This window comes from Dietzia sp. HMSC21D01, from assembly GCF_001815995.1.
Taxonomy (GTDB): domain Bacteria; phylum Actinomycetota; class Actinomycetes; order Mycobacteriales; family Mycobacteriaceae; genus Dietzia; species Dietzia cinnamea.
On sequence record NZ_KV823845.1, the window covers coordinates 1 to 20,227 of the forward strand.

A 20,227-nucleotide genomic window follows, 5' to 3' on the forward strand; every position below is an offset into this window, starting at 1 on the left:
GATGCCGCCGGGCTCGGTGCCCGCGCCCTGGGCCATGTCCGCCTTGCCGCCGCCGCGGGCGCCGAGTGCCGGGGAGATCGCCTTGACGAGGTCGCCGGCCCGGAGGCCGCGCTCCTGGGCGGCCGGGGTGACGGCGATGACGAACGGCACCTTGTCCTGGCCGGGTGCGGTGAGGAGGACGACGCCCGCGTCGGAGCCGAGGCGGCCCTTGAGGTCGGACGCGAGGGTGCGCAGGTCGCCGGCGGCACCGCCGGGGGCGCTGTGGGCGAGGAACCGGACACCGTCGAGGTCCTCGGCCGAGGCGAGCAGGTCGCCGGCCTGGGAGGCCAGCTGGGCCGCGCGCAGCGACTCGAGGGCCTTCTCGGTCTCGCGCAGCTTGGCGGTCAGCGCGGCGATGCGGTCGGGCAGCTCGTCGGCGGGTGCCTTGAGCGAGGTGGCGAGGCCGGACACGAGGGCACGCTCGCGGGCCTGGTGGCGGTAGGCGTCCATGCCGACGTAGGCCTCGACACGCCGGATGCCGGACCCGACGGACGCCTCGCCGAGCAGGCTGACGGGGCCGATCTGCGCGGAGCTGCTGACGTGGGTGCCGCCGCACAGTTCCATGGAGAACGGGCCGCCGATCTCCACCACACGGACCGTGGACCCGTAGTTCTCGCCGAACAGGGCCATGGCGCCCATGCGCTTGGCCTCGTCGAGGGTGGTCTCGATGGTGTTGACGCCGTAGTCGGCGTCGACGGCGGAGTTGGTGACCTCCTCGATCTGGGCGAGGACGTCGGCGGGGATCGAGCCGGACCAGTTGAAGTCGAACCGCATGTAGCCGGGCTTGTTGAGCGAACCGGCCTGGACGGCCTCGGGCCCGAGGATCTGGCGCAGTGCCGCGTGGACGAGGTGGGTGGCCGAGTGGCCCTGGGTGGCGCCCTTGCGCCACTCGGGGTCGACGGCGGCCGTGACGATTTGCCCGGCCTCGACCTCGCCCCCGGTGAGGACACCCTTGTGGATCCAGAGCTTCTTGCCGATCTTCTGGACGTCGTCGACGCGCATCTGGAAGCCGGCGGTGGAGATCATGCCGCGGTCGCCCAGCTGGCCGCCGGACTCGGCGTAGAACGGGGTGCGGTCGAGCACGAACTCCACCTCGTCGCCCTCGCGGGCCACCGCGACGGCCCGGCCGCCGGAGACGATGCCCAGCAGGCGCGACTCGTCGGTGAGGTCGGTGAAGCCGGTGAAGACGGTCTCGCCGGCGTCGAGGAAGTCGCGGTAGACGGACAGGTCGGCGTGGGCGTGCTTCTTCGCCTGGGAGTCGGCCTTGGCGCGGGCGCGCTGCTCGGACATGAGCGAGCGAAAGCCCTCCTCGTCGACCTGCAGCCCGGCCTCGGAGGCCATCTCGAGGGTGAGATCGATCGGGAACCCGTGGGTGTCGTGGAGGGCGAACGCCTGCTGGCCGGAGAGCACCGCGGCGCCGGACCGGCGGGCGGACTCGGCGGCGCGCTCGAAGAGTTGGGTGCCGGACTCGAGGGTCTTGAGGAAGGCGGCCTCCTCGGCCACGGCGATCCGTTCGATCCGCTCGTAGCCGGAGACGGTCTCGGGGAACGAGGGACCGATCGCGTCCCGGACGGTGGCCATGAACTCGGCCATGGTCTCCCCCGTCGCGCCGAGGAGGCGCACGGAGCGGACGATGCGCCGCAGGAGGCGACGGAGGATGTAGCCGCGGCCCTCGTTGCCGGGGGTCACGCCGTCGGAGATGAGCATGTAGGCGGTCCGGGCGTGATCGGCGATCACGCGGAACCGCACGTCCGAGGCGCTGTCAGCGCCGTACTTCGCGCCGGACAGGCGCTCGGCGGTGTCGATGACCGGGCGCAGCAGGTCGGTCTCGTAGACGTTCTCGACGCCCTGGAGCAGGAAGGCCACGCGCTCGACGCCCATGCCGGTGTCGATGTTCTGCTTGGGCAGCGGGCCGAGGATCTCGAAGGAGTCCTTGCCGGAGCCATCGCCGCGCTCGTTCTGCATGAACACGAGGTTCCAGATCTCGATGTAGCGGTCCTCGTCGGCCTCCGGCCCGCCGTCGACGCCGTAGGCCGGTCCGCGGTCGTAGAAGATCTCCGAGCACGGTCCACAGGGTCCGGGCACGCCCATGGACCAGTAGTTGTCGGCCATGCCGCGCCGCTGGATGCGCTCTTCGGGCACGCCGATCACGTCGCGCCAGATGCCGTACGCCTCGTCGTCGTCGAGGTAGACGGTCACCCACAGCAGCGCGGGGTCGATGCCGAAGCCCCCGTCGTCGAGTGAGGACGTCAGCAGCGACCACGCGTGGCGGATGGCCCCTTCCTTGAAGTAGTCGCCGAAGGAGAAGTTGCCGGCCATCTGGAAGAAGGTGTTGTGGCGGGTGGTGATGCCCACCTCCTCGATGTCGAGGGTGCGCACGCACTTCTGGATGGATGTCGCGGTGGCGTACGGCGGCGTCTCCTGGCCGAGGAAGTAGGGCTTGAACGGGACCATGCCGGCGTTGACGAACAGCAGGTTGGGATCGTCCAGGACCAGTGACGCGCTGGGGACCTCGGTGTGTCCGGCGCGGACGAAGTGGTCGAGGAAGCGGCGCCGGATCTCATGGGTCTGCACAGGGGGCCTCACTGGTCGTCTACGGGTGGTGTCGGGCGAGAGTCAAGACTACCGCCGCGCGGGTCGGCGCCCGGGAACGAGGTGGGGCGGGCCGGGATGCGCTGCGGGCGGGGTGAGGGGCCGCCGGGCTGGGGACGTGGTCCCGACGACGACGACGAGGGGCCGCCACCCGGAAGGGACGCGGGCGCCCGCTCCACCGGTCCGGCGGAGGGGCGCCCGGGCTGGCCGTGTGCGGCGAGAGGGTCGGTCAGCGCGGCATCGGGGGCAGGATGATGCCGAAGTTGGCGGCGGTGATGAAGGCCTCCTGCGGCAGCAGGCCGAGGCTGTGCGCCCCGGTGCCCCAGACGCCGACCGAGGTGGCGACGCCGACGAGCGTCGAGAAGATGCTGGCGAGACCGGTGAACATGAGAACCTCCGAATGCTGATGTGGACACAACATCCTGCCTGCTCAGGCAGGAAATATGACTTTCACACAGTTCTCAGGATTTGGCCAGGCTTTGCCGCGGGGGTCCCCTGGAGCCCGTCCCGGCGTGGCCCCCGGGCGCGCCTCAGTCCCGGATGATCCGGCGGAGTTTGTCGACCCGGGCGGACAGCTCGCGCTCGTGGCCGTGCGGCCCGGGCTCGTAGTAGTCCCGCCCCACCAGCTCGTCGGGCGGGTACTGCTGCGCCACGACCCCCGGCGCCGCGTTGTGCGGGTACCGGTAGCCCACCCCGTTGCCGAGCCCCTTGGCCCCGGCGTAGTGGCCGTCCCGCAGGTGCTTGGGCACCTCGCCGACGCCACCGGCGCGGACGTCGGACATGGCGGCGTCGATGGCCGCGATCACCGCCTTGGACTTGGGGGCGGTCGCGAGGTGGATGGTGGCCTGGGCCAGCGCGAGCCGGCACTCCGGCATGCCGACCTTCTGGACGATCTCCGCCGCCGCGCTCGCGGACAGCAGCGCGGTCGGGTCGGCCATGCCGATGTCCTCACTCGCGTGCACCATGAGCCGCCGGGCGATGAACCGGGGGTCCTCCCCCGCGACCAGCATGCGTGCCAGGTAGTGCAGCGCGGCGTCCACGTCGGACCCGCGGATGGACTTGATGAACGCGCTCGTGACGTCGTAGTGCTGGTCGCCGTCACGGTCGTAGCGCACGGGGGCCGCGTCCAGGCTGAGCTCGACGATCTCCGGCGTCACCACGCCGTCCGCCGCGGCCCCGGCCGCGGCCTCCAGGATCGTCAGGCTGCGCCGCGCGTCCCCTCCCGAGAGCCGGACGATGTCCTCCGCCGCCGCGTCGGTGAGCTCGACCCGCCCCGCCAGCCCCCGTTCGTCGGAGACCGCGCGCCGCAGCACGGCGGCCACCCCGGCGTCGTCCAGGCCCTGCAGTTCGGCGATGAGCGACCGGCTCAACAGCGGCGCGATGACCGAGAAGTGCGGGTTCTCCGTGGTCGCGGCCACGAGCAGGACGATGCCGTTCTCCACCGCCGCCAGCAGGGCGTCCTGCTGGCTCTTGGAGAACCGGTGCACCTCGTCGATGAACAGGACCGTGCGCTGACCGTGGACCTGCCGGGTGCGGGCGTCGTCGATCACCGCGCGGACGTCCTTGACCCCGGCGCTGAGCGCCGACAGGGCGACGAAGTGTCGACCCGACGTGCTGGCCACCAGATTGGCGAGCGTCGTCTTCCCGGTCCCCGGAGGGCCGTAGAGGATCACCGACGAGCCCCCGCGCCCCTCCACCAGCCGCCGCAGCGGCGAATTGGGGCGCAGCAGGTGCTCCTGGCCGATCACCTCGTCCAGCGTCCGCGGCCGCATCCGGACCGCCAACGGGGCGCCCGGGTCCACGGACGCCGACGCCGGAGGAACGGGCCCGGCGCCGCCCGCGTCCCCGGCGGCGAACAGCCCAGCGTCTTCGGTCACGCCCCCAGGCTACCGGCGGGCCCCGACAGCGAACCCCGGGTGAACATCCGGCGACGGATCCGCGGAAGTGACCGCGGCCTTCGTCGTCGTCGGGTTGTCTGGAACTCAGGTCTGCCACCTCCCCGGCGGGGGCACGCCGCCGCCACCCGGGCCACTACCTCAGGCCGCCACCCCACGACACCACCCCACGACACCACCCCGTGCCACGACCCCCGGAGGTCCCACCCGATGTGCCGCGACGACCACCCCACCCACGGACCCACCCTCACCCGTCGTGAGGCGCTCGCCGGCGCCGGCATGGTCGCCGCAGCGGGCGCCGTCGGGGTGACCCTGCTCGCTGAACCCGCCCCCGTGTGGGCGAACCCGGTACGGCCGGTCGCCGACGACCTCGACGTCTACGTGATCGTCACCGACGGCATGCGACCGGACGAACTGAACGCCGCGCAGGCGCCGACACTGCACCGCTGGGCAGCCGAGGGCACGCGGTTCACCGATGCGTCGTCGATCATGATCGCCGAGACCCTGCCCAACCACGCCGCGATGGTCACCGGCGTCCTCCCCCACCGCAACGGGGTGCCCGCCAACGCCATCTGGGACCACGCGATCGGGGACGAGCGGACCCTCGACCGGCCCGACGACCTGCGGGCCGCCACGGTCCTGGACCGCATTCGGACCGAGGCCGGCCTCACCACCGCGAGCGTGCTGAGCAAGGACTACCTCCACGGCCTGTTCGGCGGCCGAGCCAGCGTGCAGTGGGCGCCGTTCCCGCTCGTGCCGATCACCGACCACTCGCTCGACTGGTTCACCGTCGAGGCCCTCAAGCGGACCATCACCGACCACGCCCCGAGGATGACGTTCGTCAACCTCGGGGACATGGACCGCTTCGGCCACATGGACCTGTCGGGGACCTCGCTCCGACTAGCCCGCAACCAGGCGGTGTTCAACTCGGACCACAAGCTCTGGGACCTCGAGCAGTTCCTCCGCGCCACCGGGCGCTGGGAACGTTCCGTGCTCATCGTCCTGGCCGACCACGGGATGGACTGGTCGGAGCCCCTGCGCCTCATCAGCGCGGCCGGGGCGATCGACGCCGACCCGGCGCTGCGGGGCCGGTTCGGGATCGCCCAGAACGGGGGGGCCGACACGTTCGCCTACCTCGGCCCCGCCGGTGAACGCGACGCGGCACTGGCGCGCCTGCGGGAGGTGGTCGGCGCGCTCCCCGGCGTCAACCGCCTCTACGACCCGGCCGAGCTCGACCTCGGCGAGCGCGGCGGCGACCTCGTGGCCACGTGTCACCCGGGATGGCGGTTCTCCGACCCCACCCCGTTCTCCAACCCGATCCCGGGGAACCACGGGCACGAGGTCACGCTCGGCATCCCGTTCTTCATTGGCGGTGGGCACCGGATCGTCCGCCGCGGGCAGGTCGTCGACCGGCCTGTCCGGACCCTCGACGTGGCCCCGACGGTGTCCCGGCTGTTCGGGCTCGGCCACTCCGGGATGGACGGGCGGCCCGCGCTCGAGGCGTTCCACCTCTGAGACCCCGATATGACGGAAATCCGCTACTCCCCCGTCACATTCGCTACCGTTTTCCGTTCTTTTCCGGGTAGCGCGGCGAATCGCGCAGGAGAGTAGCGGATTCGGGGGCGGGGCAGGGCGGGGTGGGGCCGACTACTCGGCTGCGGCCCCGGACGGGGCGGCCTGGCCGCGCTGCACCGGCTTGGCGTCGATGCCGGACTCCTTGCGCTGCTGCGCCGTGATCGGCGCCGGCGCATCGGTCAGCGGGTCGACGCCGCCGCCGGACTTGGGGAACGCGATGACGTCGCGGATCGACTCGGTCCCGGCCAGCAGGGCGCAGATGCGATCCCAGCCGAACGCGATGCCGCCGTGCGGCGGGGAGCCGTAGGAGAAGGCGTCGAGCAGGAAGCCGAACTTCTCCTGCGCCTCGTCGGCCGAGATGCCCATGACGCCGAACACCCGCTCCTGGACGTCCTTGCGGTGGATACGGATCGAGCCGCCGCCGATCTCGTTGCCGTTGCACACGATGTCGTACGCGTAGGCGAGCGCCGAGCCCGGATCGGTGTCGAACGTGTCCAGGTGCTCGGGCTTGGGCGAGGTGAACGCATGGTGCACCGCGGTCCAGGCACCCGACCCCACGGCCACGTCACCGGCGGCCGTGGCGTCGTCGGCCGGCTCGAACATCGGGGCGTCGACGACCCAGGTGAACGCCCACTTGGTGGGGTCGATGAGGCCGAGCTTGGCGGCGATCTCACCGCGGGCCGCGCCGAGCAGGGCCCGCGTGGACTTCACCGCGCCGGCGCCGAAGAAGATGCAGTCACCCGGCTCCGCGCCGACGTGGGCGGCGATGCCCGCCCGCTCGGAGTCCGACAGGTTCTTGGCGACCGGGCCGCCGAGCTCGCCGTCGGAACCGACGAGGACGTACGCGAGTCCCTTGGCGCCGCGCTGCTTGGCCCACTCCTGCCAGGCGTCGAGCTGACGACGCGGCTGTGACGCCCCGCCCTTCATGACGACCGCGCCGACGTACGGCGCCTTGAACACCCGGAACGGGGTGTCGGCGAAGAACTCCGTGCACTCGACGAGCTCGATGTCGAACCGCAGGTCCGGCTTGTCGGAGCCGAACCGGCGCATCGCCTCCTCGTACGTCATCCGCGGGATCGGCGTGGTGATCTCGTAACCGGCGGTGGCCCACACCTCGGTGAGGATCTCCTCCGCCACGCCGATCACGTCGTCCTGGTCGACGAAGCTCATCTCCAGGTCGAGCTGCGTGAACTCCGGCTGCCGGTCGGCGCGGAAGTCCTCGTCGCGGTAGCAGCGGGCCAGCTGGTAGTACTTCTCCATCCCGGCCACCATGAGCAACTGCTTGAACAACTGCGGCGACTGCGGGAGGGCGTAGAACGTACCCGGCTGCAGGCGGGCCGGCACGAGGAAGTCGCGCGCACCCTCCGGGGTCGAGCGGGTGAGGGTGGGGGTCTCGATCTCCACGAAGTCGTGACGGGCCAGGACTCCGCGGGCCGCGGCGTTGACCTTCGACCGCAGCCGCAGCGCCGCGCCCGGACCCTCGCGGCGCAGGTCGAGGTACCGGTGACGCAGACGTGCCTCCTCCCCCACCTCGTCGTCGAGCTGGAACGGCAGCGCCGCCGCCTCACCCAGGACCTCGAACGACGTGACGTCGATCTCGATCTCGCCCGAGGCGAGGTTAGGGTTCTCCGATCCCTCCGGACGACGGTCGACGACGCCGGTGACCGCCACGCAGTACTCGTTGCGCAGGCGGTGGGCGCGCTCGGCCACGTCCTCGGAACGGAAGACCACCTGGCACACGCCCGAGGCGTCGCGCAGATCGACGAAGATGACACCGCCGTGATCCCGGCGGCGTGCCACCCAGCCGGCCAGGGTGACGGTGTCACCGGCGTCGGCGGCTCGGAGCTGGCCGGCGGAATGGGTGCGCAGCACTGCGGTGGTCCTCTCGTCGGGGAAAGTGTGGTGTGATCGCCTGAGCGTGAGCACCGACGGGACGACCCCACGGCCCGCCACGGGCTCGGACGGGGAACAGTCTACGTCCACGACAGACCGGGCGACGCACCACCCGGAAGGCGGAGATCATGACGTTTCGGCAAGGCGGAAGGCTCGACACCAGCGGAGTCTCCGGCGGAGGCAGGGGAGGTCGCCGGGGGATCGCGGTCGGCGGAGGGGTCGGCGGCCTCGCCGTCGTCCTCATCGCCCTGTTCCTCGGTGTCGACCCGGGCCAGCTCGGCCTGGACACCGGTCCCACCGGCGCGCAGGAACAGGGTTCCGACTCCGCGCAGCAGTTCCAGGCCCACATCGACCAGTGCGACCTGCAACAGGCCAACTCCGACACGATCTGCCGCATCGTCGCCACCACCGAGAGCCTCGAGGACGTCTGGACAATCCAGCTGCCGGATCAGGTGGGGATGAGCTGGGTCCAGCCCCGGACCACCGTCTTCAGCGGCGCCGTCGACACCGGCTGTGGTGCCGCCTCCTCCGACATCGGCCCCTTCTACTGCCCCGCCGGGCAGACCGTCTACATCGACCCCTCGTTCTTCGACAGCGTCCTCGTGGGGCAGCTCGGCGGACCGCCCTCCGGCGCGGCGCAGATGTACGTCGTCGCGCACGAGTTCGGCCACCACCTGCAGACCATGCTCGGCGACATCCGACGCTCGCAGCAGGACCCGCAGGGCCCGTCCTCCGGAGCGGTCCGCGTCGAGCTCCAGGCCGACTGCTACGCGGGGCTCTGGGCCCACTACGCGACCTCCACACCGGCGCCCGACGGCGGCCCGCCGCTACTGGAGAGCCTGACCCCGCAGGACGTGGATGCGATCGTCCGGACCGCGGAGGCCATCGGCGACGACCACATCCAGCGCACCGGAGGCGGGCGCGTCGACCCCCGCTCGTGGACCCACGGCTCGTCCGAGATGCGCAGGCAGTGGTTCCTCACCGGCTACGAGCAGGGCTCCGTGCAGGCCTGCGACACCTTCCGCGCGCAGCTCTGACGCGCGGGAGGAGTCAGCGCCCGACGGCCCGGGTGACGTGCCCGAGAATCGCCTCGAGCGGAACCGGCTCCTGCTCGCCGGTGGACATCGTCTTGACCACCGCGGTGCCGGTCTCGAGCTCGTTCTCGCCGATGACGACCGTGACCGCCGCGCCCGACCGGTCCGCCGCCTTGAACGCGCCCTTCATCCCCCGGTCGCCGTACGCCATGTCGGCCCGCAGCCCGTTGCGGCGGAACTCCGCCAGGACCGGAACCATCGCCGCCTTGGCCGCCGCCCCCAGCGCGACGCCGTACACGTCGACCCGCCCCTGCGCCGCCGGATCGATCCCCTCGGCCTGCAGCGCCAGCACCGTGCGGTCGACACCGATCCCGAAGCCGATGCCCGACAGGGCCTGACCGCCGAGCTGCTCCATCAACCCGTCGTAGCGCCCTCCGCCGCCGATCCCGGACTGCGCACCGAGGCCGTCGTGAACGAACTCGAAGGTCGTCTTGGTGTAGTAGTCCAGGCCGCGGACCATGCGGGGGTTGACCGTGTACGGCACGCCGAGCGCGTCCAGGTGCGCCCGCACGGTCGCGAAGTGCTCGGCGCTGGCGTCCGAGAGGTGATCGATCATCAGCGGCGCGTCCTCGAGCTGCTCACGCACCTCGGGGCGCTTGTCGTCGAGCACGCGCAGCGGGTTGATCCGCGCGCGCTCACGCGTCGCCTCGTCGAGATCCAAGCCGGCGAGGAACGCCTGCAGCCGCTCGCGGTACTGCGGGCGGCACGTCTCGTCGCCGAGCGAGGTGAGCTCGAGGCGGAAGCCGGTCAGGCCGAGCGACCGGAACGCCTCGTCGGCCACGGCGATCACCTCGGCGTCGAGGGCGGGGTCGTCCACCCCGATGGCCTCGATCCCGACCTGCTGGAGCTGCCGGTAGCGGCCGGCCTGCGGACGCTCGTACCGGAAGAACGGCCCGGCGTAACAGAGCTTGACCGGCAGCTGTCCGCGGTCCAGCCCGTGCTCGATCACCGCACGCATGACCCCCGCCGTGCCCTCGGGCCGCAGCGTGACGCTGCGGCCGCCCCTGTCCTCGAACGAGTACATCTCCTTGGAGACCACGTCCGTGGACTCGCCCACCCCGCGGGCGAACAGCGCCGTGTCCTCGAAGATCGGCAGCTCGATGTGGCCGTAGCCGGCGCGCCGGGCGGCGGTGGTGATCGCGTCGCGGACGGCGACGAACCCGGCCGACGCCGGGGGGACGTAGTCGGGCACGCCCTTGGGGGCCTTGAGGGCGGTCTTCTTCTCGGTGCCGGTCACAGGGAAAGTCCTCGGGTCAGATAGGGGGCGGGGGCGCCGGTCGGTCTAGAGGTCGCGCAGGAAGGGGTTGGACCGGCGCTCGCGACCGATCGTGGTGGACGGGCCGTGTCCGGGCAGGACCACCGCGTCGTCATCCAGGACGAGGAACTTCTTGGCGATCGACTGCATGAGCACCTCGGTGTCCCCCGCCGGCAGGTCGGTACGGCCGACCCCGTCCTGGAACAGTACGTCGCCACCGAGGACCACCATCCGCGGTCCCTCTTCGGTCTGCACGGTGATCCGGAAGGACACCGAACCGGGGCTGTGGCCGGGGGCGTGGTCCACGTCGAAGGTCATCGACCCGAACCGCAGGGTGTCGCCGTCGAAAACCTCGACGACCTCGGCGGGCTCGGTGAACGTCATGTCCTTGAGCATGGCCGACAGGTCGAGCGACAGGCCCTTGCCGGGATCAGACAGCATCGGGCGGTCGTCGGGGTGGATGTAGGCGGGGACGCGGTAGTGGTCCGCGACCTGCCGGGCGTTCCAGATGTGGTCGAGGTGACCGTGGGTGAGCAGCACCGCACGCGGCCGCAGGCCCGCCTCCGAGACCTGGCGGCGCACCTGCTCCTCGGCGTCCTGGCCCGGGTCCACGATCACGCAGTCCCCCGCGTCGTCGGACACGATGTAGCAGTTGGTCTGGAACATCCCGGCGGGGAAACCGACGATCTGCACGTCCCGTACTCCCTTTCTTCGACAATCCACGGCGCCTGGCGCGCGGCGTCGGGTCAACGCGGTCCGACACCGGAGTGGTGTGCGATCGACGTTGCCCGACCTGGTAGACAAGGACCCTGGGCCGGACCGTCCCCGGGGCCTCCGTGAGGAGACCCGGCGAGTCGATCCGGCCGACCGTTCCAGCCTAGTCCAGGTCCCCAGGAGGGTCAGTGTCCACCAACCAGGAACGCCGAGCCGAGGCGCGCCAGCGCCTGCGCGAGCAGATGGAGGCCCAGGCTCGCCGCGAGAAGCAGCTCAAGATCGCCGGCGCCGCTGTCGTCGTGGTGGTCCTGCTGGGGATCGTCGGGGTCGTGGTCTGGAACAAGACCGAGCAGGCGCGCGCCGAGGAGTACGCGGCCAACTGGGTCACCTGCGAGTACCCGGCGGAGACCCCCATGGAGAAGGTCGATCCCGCGCAGTTCGAGGACCAGGGCCCCGAGGTGGTCGAGGAGGCCGAGCGCTTCAACGAGCAGATCGACGAGATCGAGGAGACCAGGCGCGAGGTGGAGCCGCCGAGCGGCGACCAGCCCCGCCGGGGTACCGCACAGATCACCATCGCGACCAACGCCGGGGACATCCCGCTCGAGCTGGACCGGGCCGGGGCCCCCTGCAACGTCGAGAGCTTCGTCCATCTGGCCGAGCAGTCCTACTTCGACGACACCGAGTGCCACCGCCTGACCATCGGTGAGGAGGGCGCCGAGCTCTCCGTGCTGCAGTGCGGGGATCCGACCGGCACCGGCCTCTCGGGTCCCGGCTACTCCATCGTCGACGAGCCGCCCACCGATCTCCCCGTGGCGGAGGACGGCTCCGGGATGTCGGTCTACCCGCGCGGCACGGTCGCCATGGCCAAGTCCCAGGCGCCGAACAGTGCGGGCAGCCAGTTCTTCCTCGTCTACGAGGACTCCATGCTCCCGCCCGAGTACTCGGTCATGGGCACCATCGGTGAGTCGGGGCTCGAGGTCCTGGACCGGATCGCCGAGGGCGGGATCAAGAGCAACGATCCGATGAGCGAGGACTACCAGGCGCCCAAGCGTCCGGTCCAGATCGAGAAGGTCACGGTCGACGCGCAGGAGGGTCTGCCCGAGGAGTGACCCGGCCCGGGCCCGCCCGGATCGCGACCTGGACGACACCGCCCCGGCCATCCGGCCGGGGCGAAGTCGTTCGTGCGGCTCCGGCGCTCGCCGGGCCTAGGAGTTGGACGTCATCCGGTAGGCGTCGAAGACGCCCTCGACCCGACGGACCGCGTTGAGGACGTGGCCCAGATGCTTGGGGTCGGCCATCTCGAATGTGAACCGGGAGATCGCGACCCGGTCGTCACCTGCGGTCTGCACCGACGCGGACAGGATGTTGACCTTTTCGTCAGCCAGCACCTTGGTGACGTCGGACAGGAGCCGGTGCCGGTCCAGCGCCTCGACCTGGATGGCCACGAGGAACAGCGACCCCGGCTGTGGCGTCCACTCGACCTTGACCAACCGCTCGGGTTCGCGATGGAGGTCCGTGGCGTTGGTGCAGTCCGTCCGGTGGACGCTCACCGTGCCGCCGCGGGTGATGAAGCCCAGGACCTCGTCGCCGGGCACCGGTGTGCAGCAGCGGGCGAGCTTGGCGTGGACGTCCTCCACGCCTCCGACGAGGACGCCGGCGCCCGCGGGCGTGGGGCGGTGCGGGGTGATGGTCTTGTCCCGCGACCGGTCCGCGAGCTCCTCGGTGACCTCGTCGACGCCGCCGTGGGCCGCGACGAGACGCCCGACCACCGTCTTGGCGGAGACGTGGTTCTCGCCGATCGCCGTGTACAGGGCGGTGACATCGGTGAAGCCGAGTTCGCGGGCGACGCCGGCGATCGACTCGTTGGAGAACACCCGGTGGACGGGGACGCCACCGCGACGGACCTCGCGGGTGATGAGGTCCTTCCCGCGCTCGAGAGCCTCCTCGCGGCGCTCCTTGGCGAACCACTGCCGGATCGAGCTCTTGGCGCGGCCGGAGACCACGAACTTCTGCCAGTCCAGGCTCGGTCCCGCGTTGGGGTCCTTGGAGGTGAAGACCTCCACCACCTCGCCGTTCTCGAGCGGGCGCTCGAGGGCGACGAGCTTGCCGTTGACCCGGGCGCCGATGCAGCGGTGGCCGACCTCGGTGTGGACGGCGTAGGCGAAGTCCACGGGGGTCGCGCCGACCGGCAGGTTGATCACGTCGCCCTTGGGGGTGAAGACGAAGATCTCCTTGCTGGTCATCTCGAAACGGAGGGAATCGAGGAACTCCCCCGGGTCGGCGGCCTCGCGCTGCCAGCTCAGGAGCTGGCGCATCCACGCCATCTCGTCGACCTCGGCGGGGTCGCCGTTGTGTTTGCCGCGGGTCTCCTTGTACCGCCAGTGCGCGGCGATGCCGTACTCGGCGTTGCGGTGCATCTCGTGCGTGCGGATCTGGATCTCCAGAGGTTTCCCGTCCGGCCCGATCACGGTCGTGTGCAGGGAGCGGTAGACGCCGAAGCGTGGCTGGGCGATGTAGTCCTTGAACCGGCCCGGCATGGGTTTCCAGGTTGAGTGGACGACACCGATCGCCGCGTAACAGTCCCGCACGTCGTCGCACAGGACGCGGATGCCGACGAGGTCGTGGATCTCGTCGAACTCGCGACCGCGGACGATCATCTTCTGATAGATCGACCAGTAGTGCTTCGGCCGTCCCTCGACGCGGGCCTGGATGTTGGCCTTCTCCAGGTCGGCCTTGACCCGGTTGATCACGGTGTTGAGGTAGACGTCACGGCTGGGTGCGCGGTCGGCCACCAGCCGGACGATCTCTTGGTACTTCTTCGGTTCGAGGATCGCGAAGGCCAGGTCCTCGAGTTCCCACTTCACGGTGGCCATTCCGAGCCGGTGCGCGAGCGGGGCGATCACCTCGAGGGTCTCGCGGGCCTTCTTGACCTGCTTCTCCGGTGGCAGGAAGCGCATGGTCCGCATGTTGTGCAGGCGGTCGGCCACCTTGATGACCAGGACGCGGGGATCGTGCGCCATGGCGATGATCATCTTGCGGATGGTCTCTGCCTCGGCGGCCTCGCCGAAGTCGACCTTGTCCAGCTTGGTGACGCCGTCCACCAGGTGGGCGACCTCTCCCCCGTAGTCCGCCTCGAGCTGTTCGAGCGAGTAGTCGGTGTCCTCGACCGTGTCGTGCAGGAGGGCGGCGACGAGCGTGGTGGTGTCCATGCCCATCTCCGCGCAGATGGTGGCCACCGCCAGCGGGTGGGTGATGTAGGGGTCGCCGGACTTGCGGTACACGCCCTCGTGCTGGCGCTCGGCGAGAGTGTAGGCGCGCGCCAGGAGCCCCACATCCGCCTTGGCGTGGTGGATGCGGTGGACGCGGACGAGCGGTTCGAGGACCGCGGGGGTGGAGGTGACCGTGAGACCGGAGGTGAGTCGACGCGCCCACCGCGCCCGGACCCGGCGTCCGGCGGACGGCCGGGAGCCGGGGATCACCGGCAGCGGCTGGGTGGTGGGCTGCGGCGTGGCCTTCTTACCCGTGGGGCCGCCCCCGTCGGGGTTGCCGGCGGGGTTCTGGTGCTGCGTCATCTCCGGCTCCTCCCTGCAGTGTCGGGCCGTCAGGAGCGGCCGGGGGTCACGCGACCGTGAGGCAGGTCAGCGGTGTGCCGGCCAGTCTATCCCGGCCGCCGAGGCCGGGGATCTCGAGAACGACGGACAGTCCGGCGACGACGGCGCCACAGTCCTCCAGCAGGCCGACCGCCGCGGTGAGGGTGCCACCGGTGGCGAGGACGTCGTCGACGACGAGGACCCGCTTGCCGCGCAGGTCGAGCCCGTCTGCGGGCAGTTCGAGCGTGGCGGCGCCGTACTCGAGCTCGTAGGAGCGCGAGTGCACGGGCGGCGGTAGCTTGCCCGCTTTCCGGACGGCCAGGACGCCGGTGTGGAGGCGCACGGCGACGGCTCCGGCGAGCAGGAAGCCGCGCGCGTCGAGGCCGGCGACGTAGTCGACGGTGCCGATCTCGTGACCGGCGATGAGCCCGCGGACGACGGCGTCGAAGCCGTCGGGGTCGGCGAGCACGGGCGTGAGGTCGCAGAACTGGACGCCCGCGGACGGGAAGTCCTCGACGCGGCGCATCAGACGCTCGACGGAGGAGCTGATGGTCGGTGAGACGTGGGTGACGGATGAGTCGGTCATGCGATGGCCTCGGCCTTCTCGCGTCGGGCCAGGACCTTGGCGGTCTGGCGTCGGATGTCGGGGTCACGGTTCTTCAACGACACCAGCAGTGGCGTCGCGAGGAAGACGGAGGAGAAGGTGCCGGTGACGATGCCGACCATCTGGACCAGGGCGAGATCCAGCAGCGTACCCACGCCGAGGATCCACACGGCGATCACGACCAGCGCCAGCAGCGGCAGGACACCGATGATGGTGGTGTGGATGGACCGCATGAGAGTCTGGTTGACGCCGAGGTTGGCCTCCTCGGCGTAGGTCCGTGTGGCGGTGTGTCTGATGCCCCGCGTGTTCTCCTCGACCTTGTCGAACACGATCACCGTGTCGTACAGAGAGAAACCGAGGATCGTCAGCAGGCCGATGACCGTGGCGGGAGTGACCTCGAAGCCGATGATCGAGTAGACCCCGGCGGTGGTCACCACGTCGAACAGCAGCGCGACGATCGCGGCCGTTGCCATCTGCCATTCGAAGCGGAAGGCGATGTAGCCGAAGACGATCACGAGGAACACGCCGAGGGCGATCAGCGCGTTCTTGGTGACCTGACCACCCCAGCTCTCGCTGCGGGCGGAGTCGCCGATCGCCTCGACCGAGGCGACCCCGTCCGAGGTGACGGGCTGGAACTCCTCGAACATCGCGTTCTTGGCGGCGCGGATCTCGTCACTGGTGAGGAACCGGGTCTCGACCTCGACGATCCGCGCGGCCCCCGCGCCGACGACCTGGACCGTCTGGGGCTCCTCGCCGATGGCCTCCTCGACGACCGCGGCTACGCGGTCCTGGTCGTGATTGCCCGCGGGCATGGAGAGCTTGGTACCGCCGGTGAAGTCGATGCCGAAGCTGAAGCCGCGGAAGATGATGCTGGCGAGGCAGATGGCGACGATGACCACGGTCAGCACGTAGAACTTGCGTCGGTTCGCGACGATGCCGAACGCGCCGGTACCGGTGTAGAGCCGGGTGAACAGACTGCCGGTCGGCGCGCCGGCCGGGGCGCCGCTCTCGGTCGCGGTGCTGGTGGGAGTGCTCATCGGCCCTCCTCCTCGTCGGTGGCGGGTCGGTCGGTCCGGGGTTCGGTGAGCGTGTCGCCGCCCGGGCCGCGGATGGTCGCCGTGACCCCGCGATCCGCGGTCTCCTCGGTCTCCTTCTCGGCCTGTCGGTCGAGCCGGCGCTGCTCGGCGGCGGCCGCCTGGAGGTTCTCCATCCGGCCCATCCCGTTGGCCGACGGCTTGGCGAACAGGGGCCGGGTCGAGGCCAGGTAGACGAGCGGCCAGGTCACGGTGAAGGCCACGAACACGTCCATGACGGTCGTGAGGCCGAGAGTGAAGGCGAAGCCGCGTACCTCTCCGCTGGCGAGCAGGTAGAGCACGACGGCGCCGATGAGGCTGACCATGTTGCCGGTGACGATGGTGCGGCCGGCGCTCTTCCAGGCCCGGGGCACGGCGGATCTGAACCGGTGCCCGTCGCGCAACTCGTCCTTGATCCGCTCGAAGAACACGACGTAGGAGTCGGCCGTCATACCGATGCCGATCACCAGGCCGGCGATCCCGGCCAGGTCGAGGCTGTAGTCGACCGTGTAGCCGAGGAAGACCAGGACGACATAGGTGAGCAGGAAGGACAGCAGCAGCGAGACGAACGCGAGGACGCCGAGCAGGCGGTAGAAGAACGCGGAGTAGGCCAGCACCAGCAGGAAGCCGATCGCGCCGGCGAGTAGTCCCGCCTCGAGGGAGGCGAGCCCGAGGGAGGCCGGGACGTTGTCGACGTTGGGGTCCTCGAAGGAGATGGGCAGCGCGCCGTAGCGCAGGTTTGCGGCGAGTGAGGCCGCCTCGTCGATCGTGAAGTCACCGGTGATGGAGGTCGCGGACCCGACCGGCGTGACGCCCTGCACGACGGGGGCGCTGATCACCTCGCCGTCGAGGAGGATCGCGATCTGACGCTGGAGGTTCTCCTGCGTCAGGCGCGACCAGGTGGCGCTGCCCTGTTCGCCGGGACCGGCGTTGAAACGGAACGAGACCTCGTTCTTGCCGGCCTGCTGGTTGAAACCGTGGCTCACGGAGTCCTTGACGATCTGCTGACCGTCGAGTCGCTGCCCGTCCTCGGGCTCACCGACGAGCAGCGGCACCGGACCGAGGACGTACTTGGCTCCCTCCCCGCAGGCGATGAGAGCCTGCGCCGGGTCGTCGAAGCCCGCGAGCACGTCCCGCTCGGGGCACCGGAAGGTGGGTAGCTTCTGGATGAGCTCGGCGGGCTCGCCCTGACGTTCCGCGCGCGCCTCCTCGACGGCGGCGGCCACGGCCTCGCGATCGCCCTTGTCGGCGGGCACCGGCTCACGGTCCCCCTCCGCGACGGGTTGCACCTCGAGCACCGGCCTGATGGTCAGCTGGGACGTCGTGCCGAGGTCGCGCGCCTGGCTGGAGTCCTCGCCGGGGACGGTGAGGACGATGTTGCTGCCCTCGATGACGACGGTGGTCCCTGCGACGCCGAGGCCGTCGACGCGCTCCCGGATGATGTCCTGAGCGAGCCGCAGGTCGGCCTCGTCGGGATCGCCCTTGGGGATGAGCGTGACACGGGTTCCGCCCTGGAGGTCGATCCCCAGTTTCGGGGTCAGCCCCCTGTCCGCGACGGCAAACGCGGCGAGGAAGAGGATGAACAGCACCAGGAAGAAGCTGGACAGCAGCGCCCAGGGTCTGGGGCGGGCGTCGGCGCCTCGAGAACGTACTGGCGACACAGGTGATCTCTCTCGGTCTTCGTCTGAGGCCTCCGGCTGGGCGGCCCCACTACACTACTCGCCGGTAGTCGACTACCGGGAACCCGACGCGTCGGTCCCCGATCCGGTTTCCGGCGCGGCGGAGGTGTCGAACTTCTCCCGGATGACGCGCCGGTCCCAGCGGGTGCGGATCCCGGGCGCGATCTCCAGCTCGAGGGTGTCCGTGTCTACGCCGACGATGGTGGCGTGCAGGCCGGAGGTGGTGAGCACGTGGTCCCCCGCGGCGAGGGACTCCTGCATCTTCCGCAGTTCCTTCATCGCCTTGCGCTGCTTCGAGCTCTGCATGAACATCAGCACGAGCAGCACGATGATCATCAACGGCAGCAGCAGTTCCAGTCCCATGGGGGTCCTCCTGATGTGGACCCGCGGGTTCCGGGTCCGGTGGGTCGGGTCCGGGCTACGGACGGTCCCGTCCGAGGATGCCAGCCCGGGGGTCAGCCGCGCGCGCCGGGGCCCCGGTCGACCTCGACCGGGAGCATCGGCTCGGAGGGCGTCTTGTCGGGGCGGGTGAGCCCGAGGTGGTCCCACGCCGCGGCGGTCGCGATGCGTCCCCGGGGGGTCCGGGCGAGCAGGCCCGCGCGGACGAGGAAGGGCTCGCAGACCTCCTCCAGGGTGGTCGACTCCTCCCCCACCGCCACGGCCAGCGTGCTCAGGCCCACCGGCCCGCCCTCGTGCTGGACGAGCAGCGCGCGCAGCACGGCGCGGTCCAGACGGTCGAGCCCCAGTTCGTCGACCTCGTAGACCTCCAGGGCCGCGCGCGCGACGGGCACGGTGATGCGGCCGTCCGCTCGTACCTCGGCGAAGTCGCGGACCCGCCGCAGCAGTCGGTTGGCGATCCGGGGTGTTCCGCGTGAGCGACCGGCGATCTCCAGGGCGGCATCGGGGTCGACGGGGATGGCGAGGATCTCGGCCGCGCGGGTGACGATCCGGGCGAGGTCGGAGTCGGTGTAGAAGTTCATGTGCGCGGTGAACCCGAATCGGTCGCGCAGTGGACCGGTGAGCGCGCCGGAGCGCGTGGTTGCTCCGACAAGGGTGAACGGGGCGATCTCCAGCGGGATCGACGTGGCCCCGGGCCCCTTGCCCACCATGATGTCGATCCGGAAGTCCTCCATGGCGAGGTACAGCATCTCCTCGGCCGGCCGGGCGATGCGGTGGATCTCGTCGATGAACAGTACGTCGCCCTCGATGAGGTTGGAGAGCATCGCGGCGAGATCCCCGGGGCGCTCGAGGGCCGGGCCGGACGTGATGCGCAGCGAACCGCCGAGCTCGGCGGCCACGATCATGGCCAGACTCGTCTTGCCCAGCCCCGGCGGTCCGGAGAAGAGCAGGTGATCGGGTACTACTCCGCGGCGGGTGGCGGCGGTGAGGACCAGATCGAGTTGCTCGCGGACGGTCTCCTGCCCGATGAACTCCCCGAGGCTGCGTGGCCGCAACGCGCCCTCGACGTCGGTGTCGAACGGGGTGAGCGAGGCCGAGAGCTCCGCCTCGTGGCCGTCCCCGGCGTCCGCGCCGCCTCCCGTCATGCCGTTCTGACCGGTCATCAGCGCTTACCGAGTGACTTGAGGGCCAGGCGCAGCGCCTGCGCGGGGTCGAGGTCGGGCTGTGAGTCCAGTACGGCGGTGGCGGTCTTCTCGGCCTCCGCGGCGGAGAAGCCCAGGCCCTCCAGGGCGTCGGCCACCTCGGTGGCGGCCGGCGCGCGCCCGGTCCCGCCCACGGCGGTCGCCGCGTCACCGTCCGGCACCGGGCCGACCTTGTCTTTGAGCTCGAGGACCATCCGCTCGGCAGTGCGCTTGCCGACGCCCGGTACCCGGGTCAGCGCCTTGACGTCCCCGGTCCCGAGTGCGCGGATGAGGGCCTCGGGTTCGAGTGTGGCGACGATCGCCAGCGCGAGCCGAGGTCCGACGCCGGAGACGGTCTGCACGGTGAGGAACAGTTGCCGCGCGTCGACGGAGTCGAAACCGTAGAGGGTGAGCGAGTCCTCGCGGACCACGAGTTCGGTGTGGAGCATGCCCTCCGCGCCGCGCCGTAGTCCCGCGAGCGCGGCCGGGGTCGCGTGTACGAGGACACCGACGCCTCCGGTCTCCACGACGCAGCGGTCCAGGCCGATCTCGGCCACCGTCCCCCGGATCGAGGCGATCACCAGCGCACTCCTTTCGTCCGCGCCATGCCCCGGGCGGCCGCCAGGACGATCCGGGCTCGCAGT

16 protein-coding genes are annotated in these 20,227 nt (G+C 70.8%); 3 read left to right on the plus strand and 13 right to left on the minus strand.

Features of this window, described 5'->3' with window-relative positions:
* The 3 genes from alaS to HMPREF3086_RS05605 all read right to left on the minus strand — a co-directional run.
* On the minus strand, window positions 1–2,613 hold a 2,613-nt coding region (alaS, locus tag HMPREF3086_RS05600), incomplete at its 3' end, for an alanine--tRNA ligase (protein WP_070720611.1).
* A 247-nt stretch (window positions 2,614–2,860) separates the two neighbouring features.
* Window positions 2,861–3,019 carry a hypothetical protein gene (locus HMPREF3086_RS18915; protein ID WP_007626311.1) on the minus strand — a complete coding sequence of 53 codons (159 nt, stop codon included), beginning with the start codon at window positions 3,017–3,019 and terminating at the stop codon, window positions 2,861–2,863.
* A 142-nt stretch (window positions 3,020–3,161) separates the two neighbouring features.
* Window positions 3,162–4,508: a replication-associated recombination protein A gene (locus tag HMPREF3086_RS05605; protein WP_371441656.1), complete on the minus strand. Its 1,347-nt coding sequence runs from the start codon at window positions 4,506–4,508 to the stop codon at window positions 3,162–3,164.
* Window positions 4,509–4,736: 228 nt separating this feature from the next.
* Between HMPREF3086_RS05605 and HMPREF3086_RS05610 the strand changes: the two genes are divergently transcribed.
* Window positions 4,737–6,041 carry an alkaline phosphatase family protein gene (locus HMPREF3086_RS05610; protein ID WP_061228673.1) on the plus strand — a complete coding sequence of 435 codons (1,305 nt, stop codon included), beginning with the start codon at window positions 4,737–4,739 and terminating at the stop codon, window positions 6,039–6,041.
* Between the two features lie 132 nt (window positions 6,042–6,173).
* Here HMPREF3086_RS05610 and aspS read toward each other — a convergent pair whose 3' ends face one another.
* Complete coding sequence (gene aspS / locus HMPREF3086_RS05615) at window positions 6,174–7,973, minus strand: aspartate--tRNA ligase (RefSeq protein ID WP_061228674.1); 1,800 nt, start codon at window positions 7,971–7,973, stop codon at window positions 6,174–6,176.
* Window positions 7,974–8,122: 149 nt separating this feature from the next.
* Here aspS and HMPREF3086_RS05620 point away from each other — a divergent pair, with 149 nt between their 5' ends.
* The gene (locus tag HMPREF3086_RS05620) at window positions 8,123–9,031 is read left to right on the plus strand and encodes a KPN_02809 family neutral zinc metallopeptidase (RefSeq protein WP_061228675.1); all 909 of its coding nucleotides are present in this window, start codon (window positions 8,123–8,125) and stop codon (window positions 9,029–9,031) included.
* Between the two features lie 13 nt (window positions 9,032–9,044).
* Here HMPREF3086_RS05620 and hisS read toward each other — a convergent pair whose 3' ends face one another.
* Window positions 9,045–10,325: a histidine--tRNA ligase gene (hisS, locus tag HMPREF3086_RS05625; RefSeq protein WP_061228676.1), complete on the minus strand. Its 1,281-nt coding sequence runs from the start codon at window positions 10,323–10,325 to the stop codon at window positions 9,045–9,047.
* A gap of 45 nt (window positions 10,326–10,370) precedes the next feature.
* Entirely contained in the window at window positions 10,371–11,036 is a 666-nt protein-coding gene (locus HMPREF3086_RS05630) for an MBL fold metallo-hydrolase (RefSeq protein WP_061228677.1), read from the minus strand.
* A 209-nt stretch (window positions 11,037–11,245) separates the two neighbouring features.
* Here HMPREF3086_RS05630 and HMPREF3086_RS05635 point away from each other — a divergent pair, with 209 nt between their 5' ends.
* Window positions 11,246–12,166, plus strand: a complete 921-nt coding sequence (locus HMPREF3086_RS05635) for a peptidylprolyl isomerase (protein WP_061228678.1) — start codon at window positions 11,246–11,248, stop codon at window positions 12,164–12,166.
* A gap of 96 nt (window positions 12,167–12,262) precedes the next feature.
* On the opposite strand, the gene HMPREF3086_RS05640 is transcribed toward HMPREF3086_RS05635, so the two are convergent.
* From HMPREF3086_RS05640 to ruvA, 7 genes are all read right to left on the minus strand, one after another.
* Complete coding sequence (locus HMPREF3086_RS05640; protein ID WP_061228679.1) at window positions 12,263–14,629, minus strand: RelA/SpoT family protein; 2,367 nt, start codon at window positions 14,627–14,629, stop codon at window positions 12,263–12,265.
* Between the two features lie 46 nt (window positions 14,630–14,675).
* Entirely contained in the window at window positions 14,676–15,233 is a 558-nt protein-coding gene (locus HMPREF3086_RS05645) for an adenine phosphoribosyltransferase (RefSeq protein ID WP_007626297.1), read from the minus strand.
* Window positions 15,230–16,288, minus strand: a complete 1,059-nt coding sequence (secF, locus tag HMPREF3086_RS05650; RefSeq protein WP_061228680.1) for a protein translocase subunit SecF — start codon at window positions 16,286–16,288, stop codon at window positions 15,230–15,232. The genes HMPREF3086_RS05645 and secF overlap by 4 nt, the downstream gene beginning before the upstream one ends.
* Entirely contained in the window at window positions 16,285–17,985 is a 1,701-nt protein-coding gene (gene secD / locus HMPREF3086_RS05655; RefSeq protein ID WP_232303046.1) for a protein translocase subunit SecD, read from the minus strand. The genes secF and secD overlap by 4 nt, the downstream gene beginning before the upstream one ends.
* 72 nt (window positions 17,986–18,057) lie before the next feature.
* Window positions 18,058–18,366: a preprotein translocase subunit YajC gene (yajC, locus tag HMPREF3086_RS05660; protein ID WP_061228682.1), complete on the minus strand. Its 309-nt coding sequence runs from the start codon at window positions 18,364–18,366 to the stop codon at window positions 18,058–18,060.
* Between the two features lie 92 nt (window positions 18,367–18,458).
* Window positions 18,459–19,565, minus strand: coding sequence for a Holliday junction branch migration DNA helicase RuvB (gene ruvB / locus HMPREF3086_RS05665; RefSeq protein ID WP_371412125.1), 1,107 nt, complete (start codon window positions 19,563–19,565; stop codon window positions 18,459–18,461).
* Window positions 19,565–20,164 carry a Holliday junction branch migration protein RuvA gene (gene ruvA / locus HMPREF3086_RS05670; protein WP_061228683.1) on the minus strand — a complete coding sequence of 200 codons (600 nt, stop codon included), beginning with the start codon at window positions 20,162–20,164 and terminating at the stop codon, window positions 19,565–19,567. Before ruvA ends, ruvB begins: the two co-directional genes overlap by 1 nt.
* Between the last annotated feature and the right edge of the window lie 63 nt (window positions 20,165–20,227).

What these genes read in the sequence shown, in the direction of transcription:
- HMPREF3086_RS18915 (WP_007626311.1), bottom strand. Translation starts at nt 3,019, where the DNA reads ATGTTCACCGGTCTCGCCAGCATCTTCTCGACGCTCGTCGGCGTCGCC.
- HMPREF3086_RS05610 (WP_061228673.1), top strand. Translation starts at nt 4,737, where the DNA reads ATGTGCCGCGACGACCACCCCACCCACGGACCCACCCTCACCCGTCGT.
- HMPREF3086_RS05620 (WP_061228675.1), top strand. Translation starts at nt 8,123, where the DNA reads ATGACGTTTCGGCAAGGCGGAAGGCTCGACACCAGCGGAGTCTCCGGC.
- HMPREF3086_RS05640 (WP_061228679.1), bottom strand. Translation starts at nt 14,629, where the DNA reads ATGACGCAGCACCAGAACCCCGCCGGCAACCCCGACGGGGGCGGCCCC.
- HMPREF3086_RS05645 (WP_007626297.1), bottom strand. Translation starts at nt 15,233, where the DNA reads ATGACCGACTCATCCGTCACCCACGTCTCACCGACCATCAGCTCCTCC.
- secF (WP_061228680.1), bottom strand. Translation starts at nt 16,288, where the DNA reads ATGAGCACTCCCACCAGCACCGCGACCGAGAGCGGCGCCCCGGCCGGC.
- yajC (WP_061228682.1), bottom strand. Translation starts at nt 18,366, where the DNA reads ATGGGACTGGAACTGCTGCTGCCGTTGATGATCATCGTGCTGCTCGTG.
- ruvB (WP_371412125.1), bottom strand. Translation starts at nt 19,565, where the DNA reads ATGACCGGTCAGAACGGCATGACGGGAGGCGGCGCGGACGCCGGGGAC.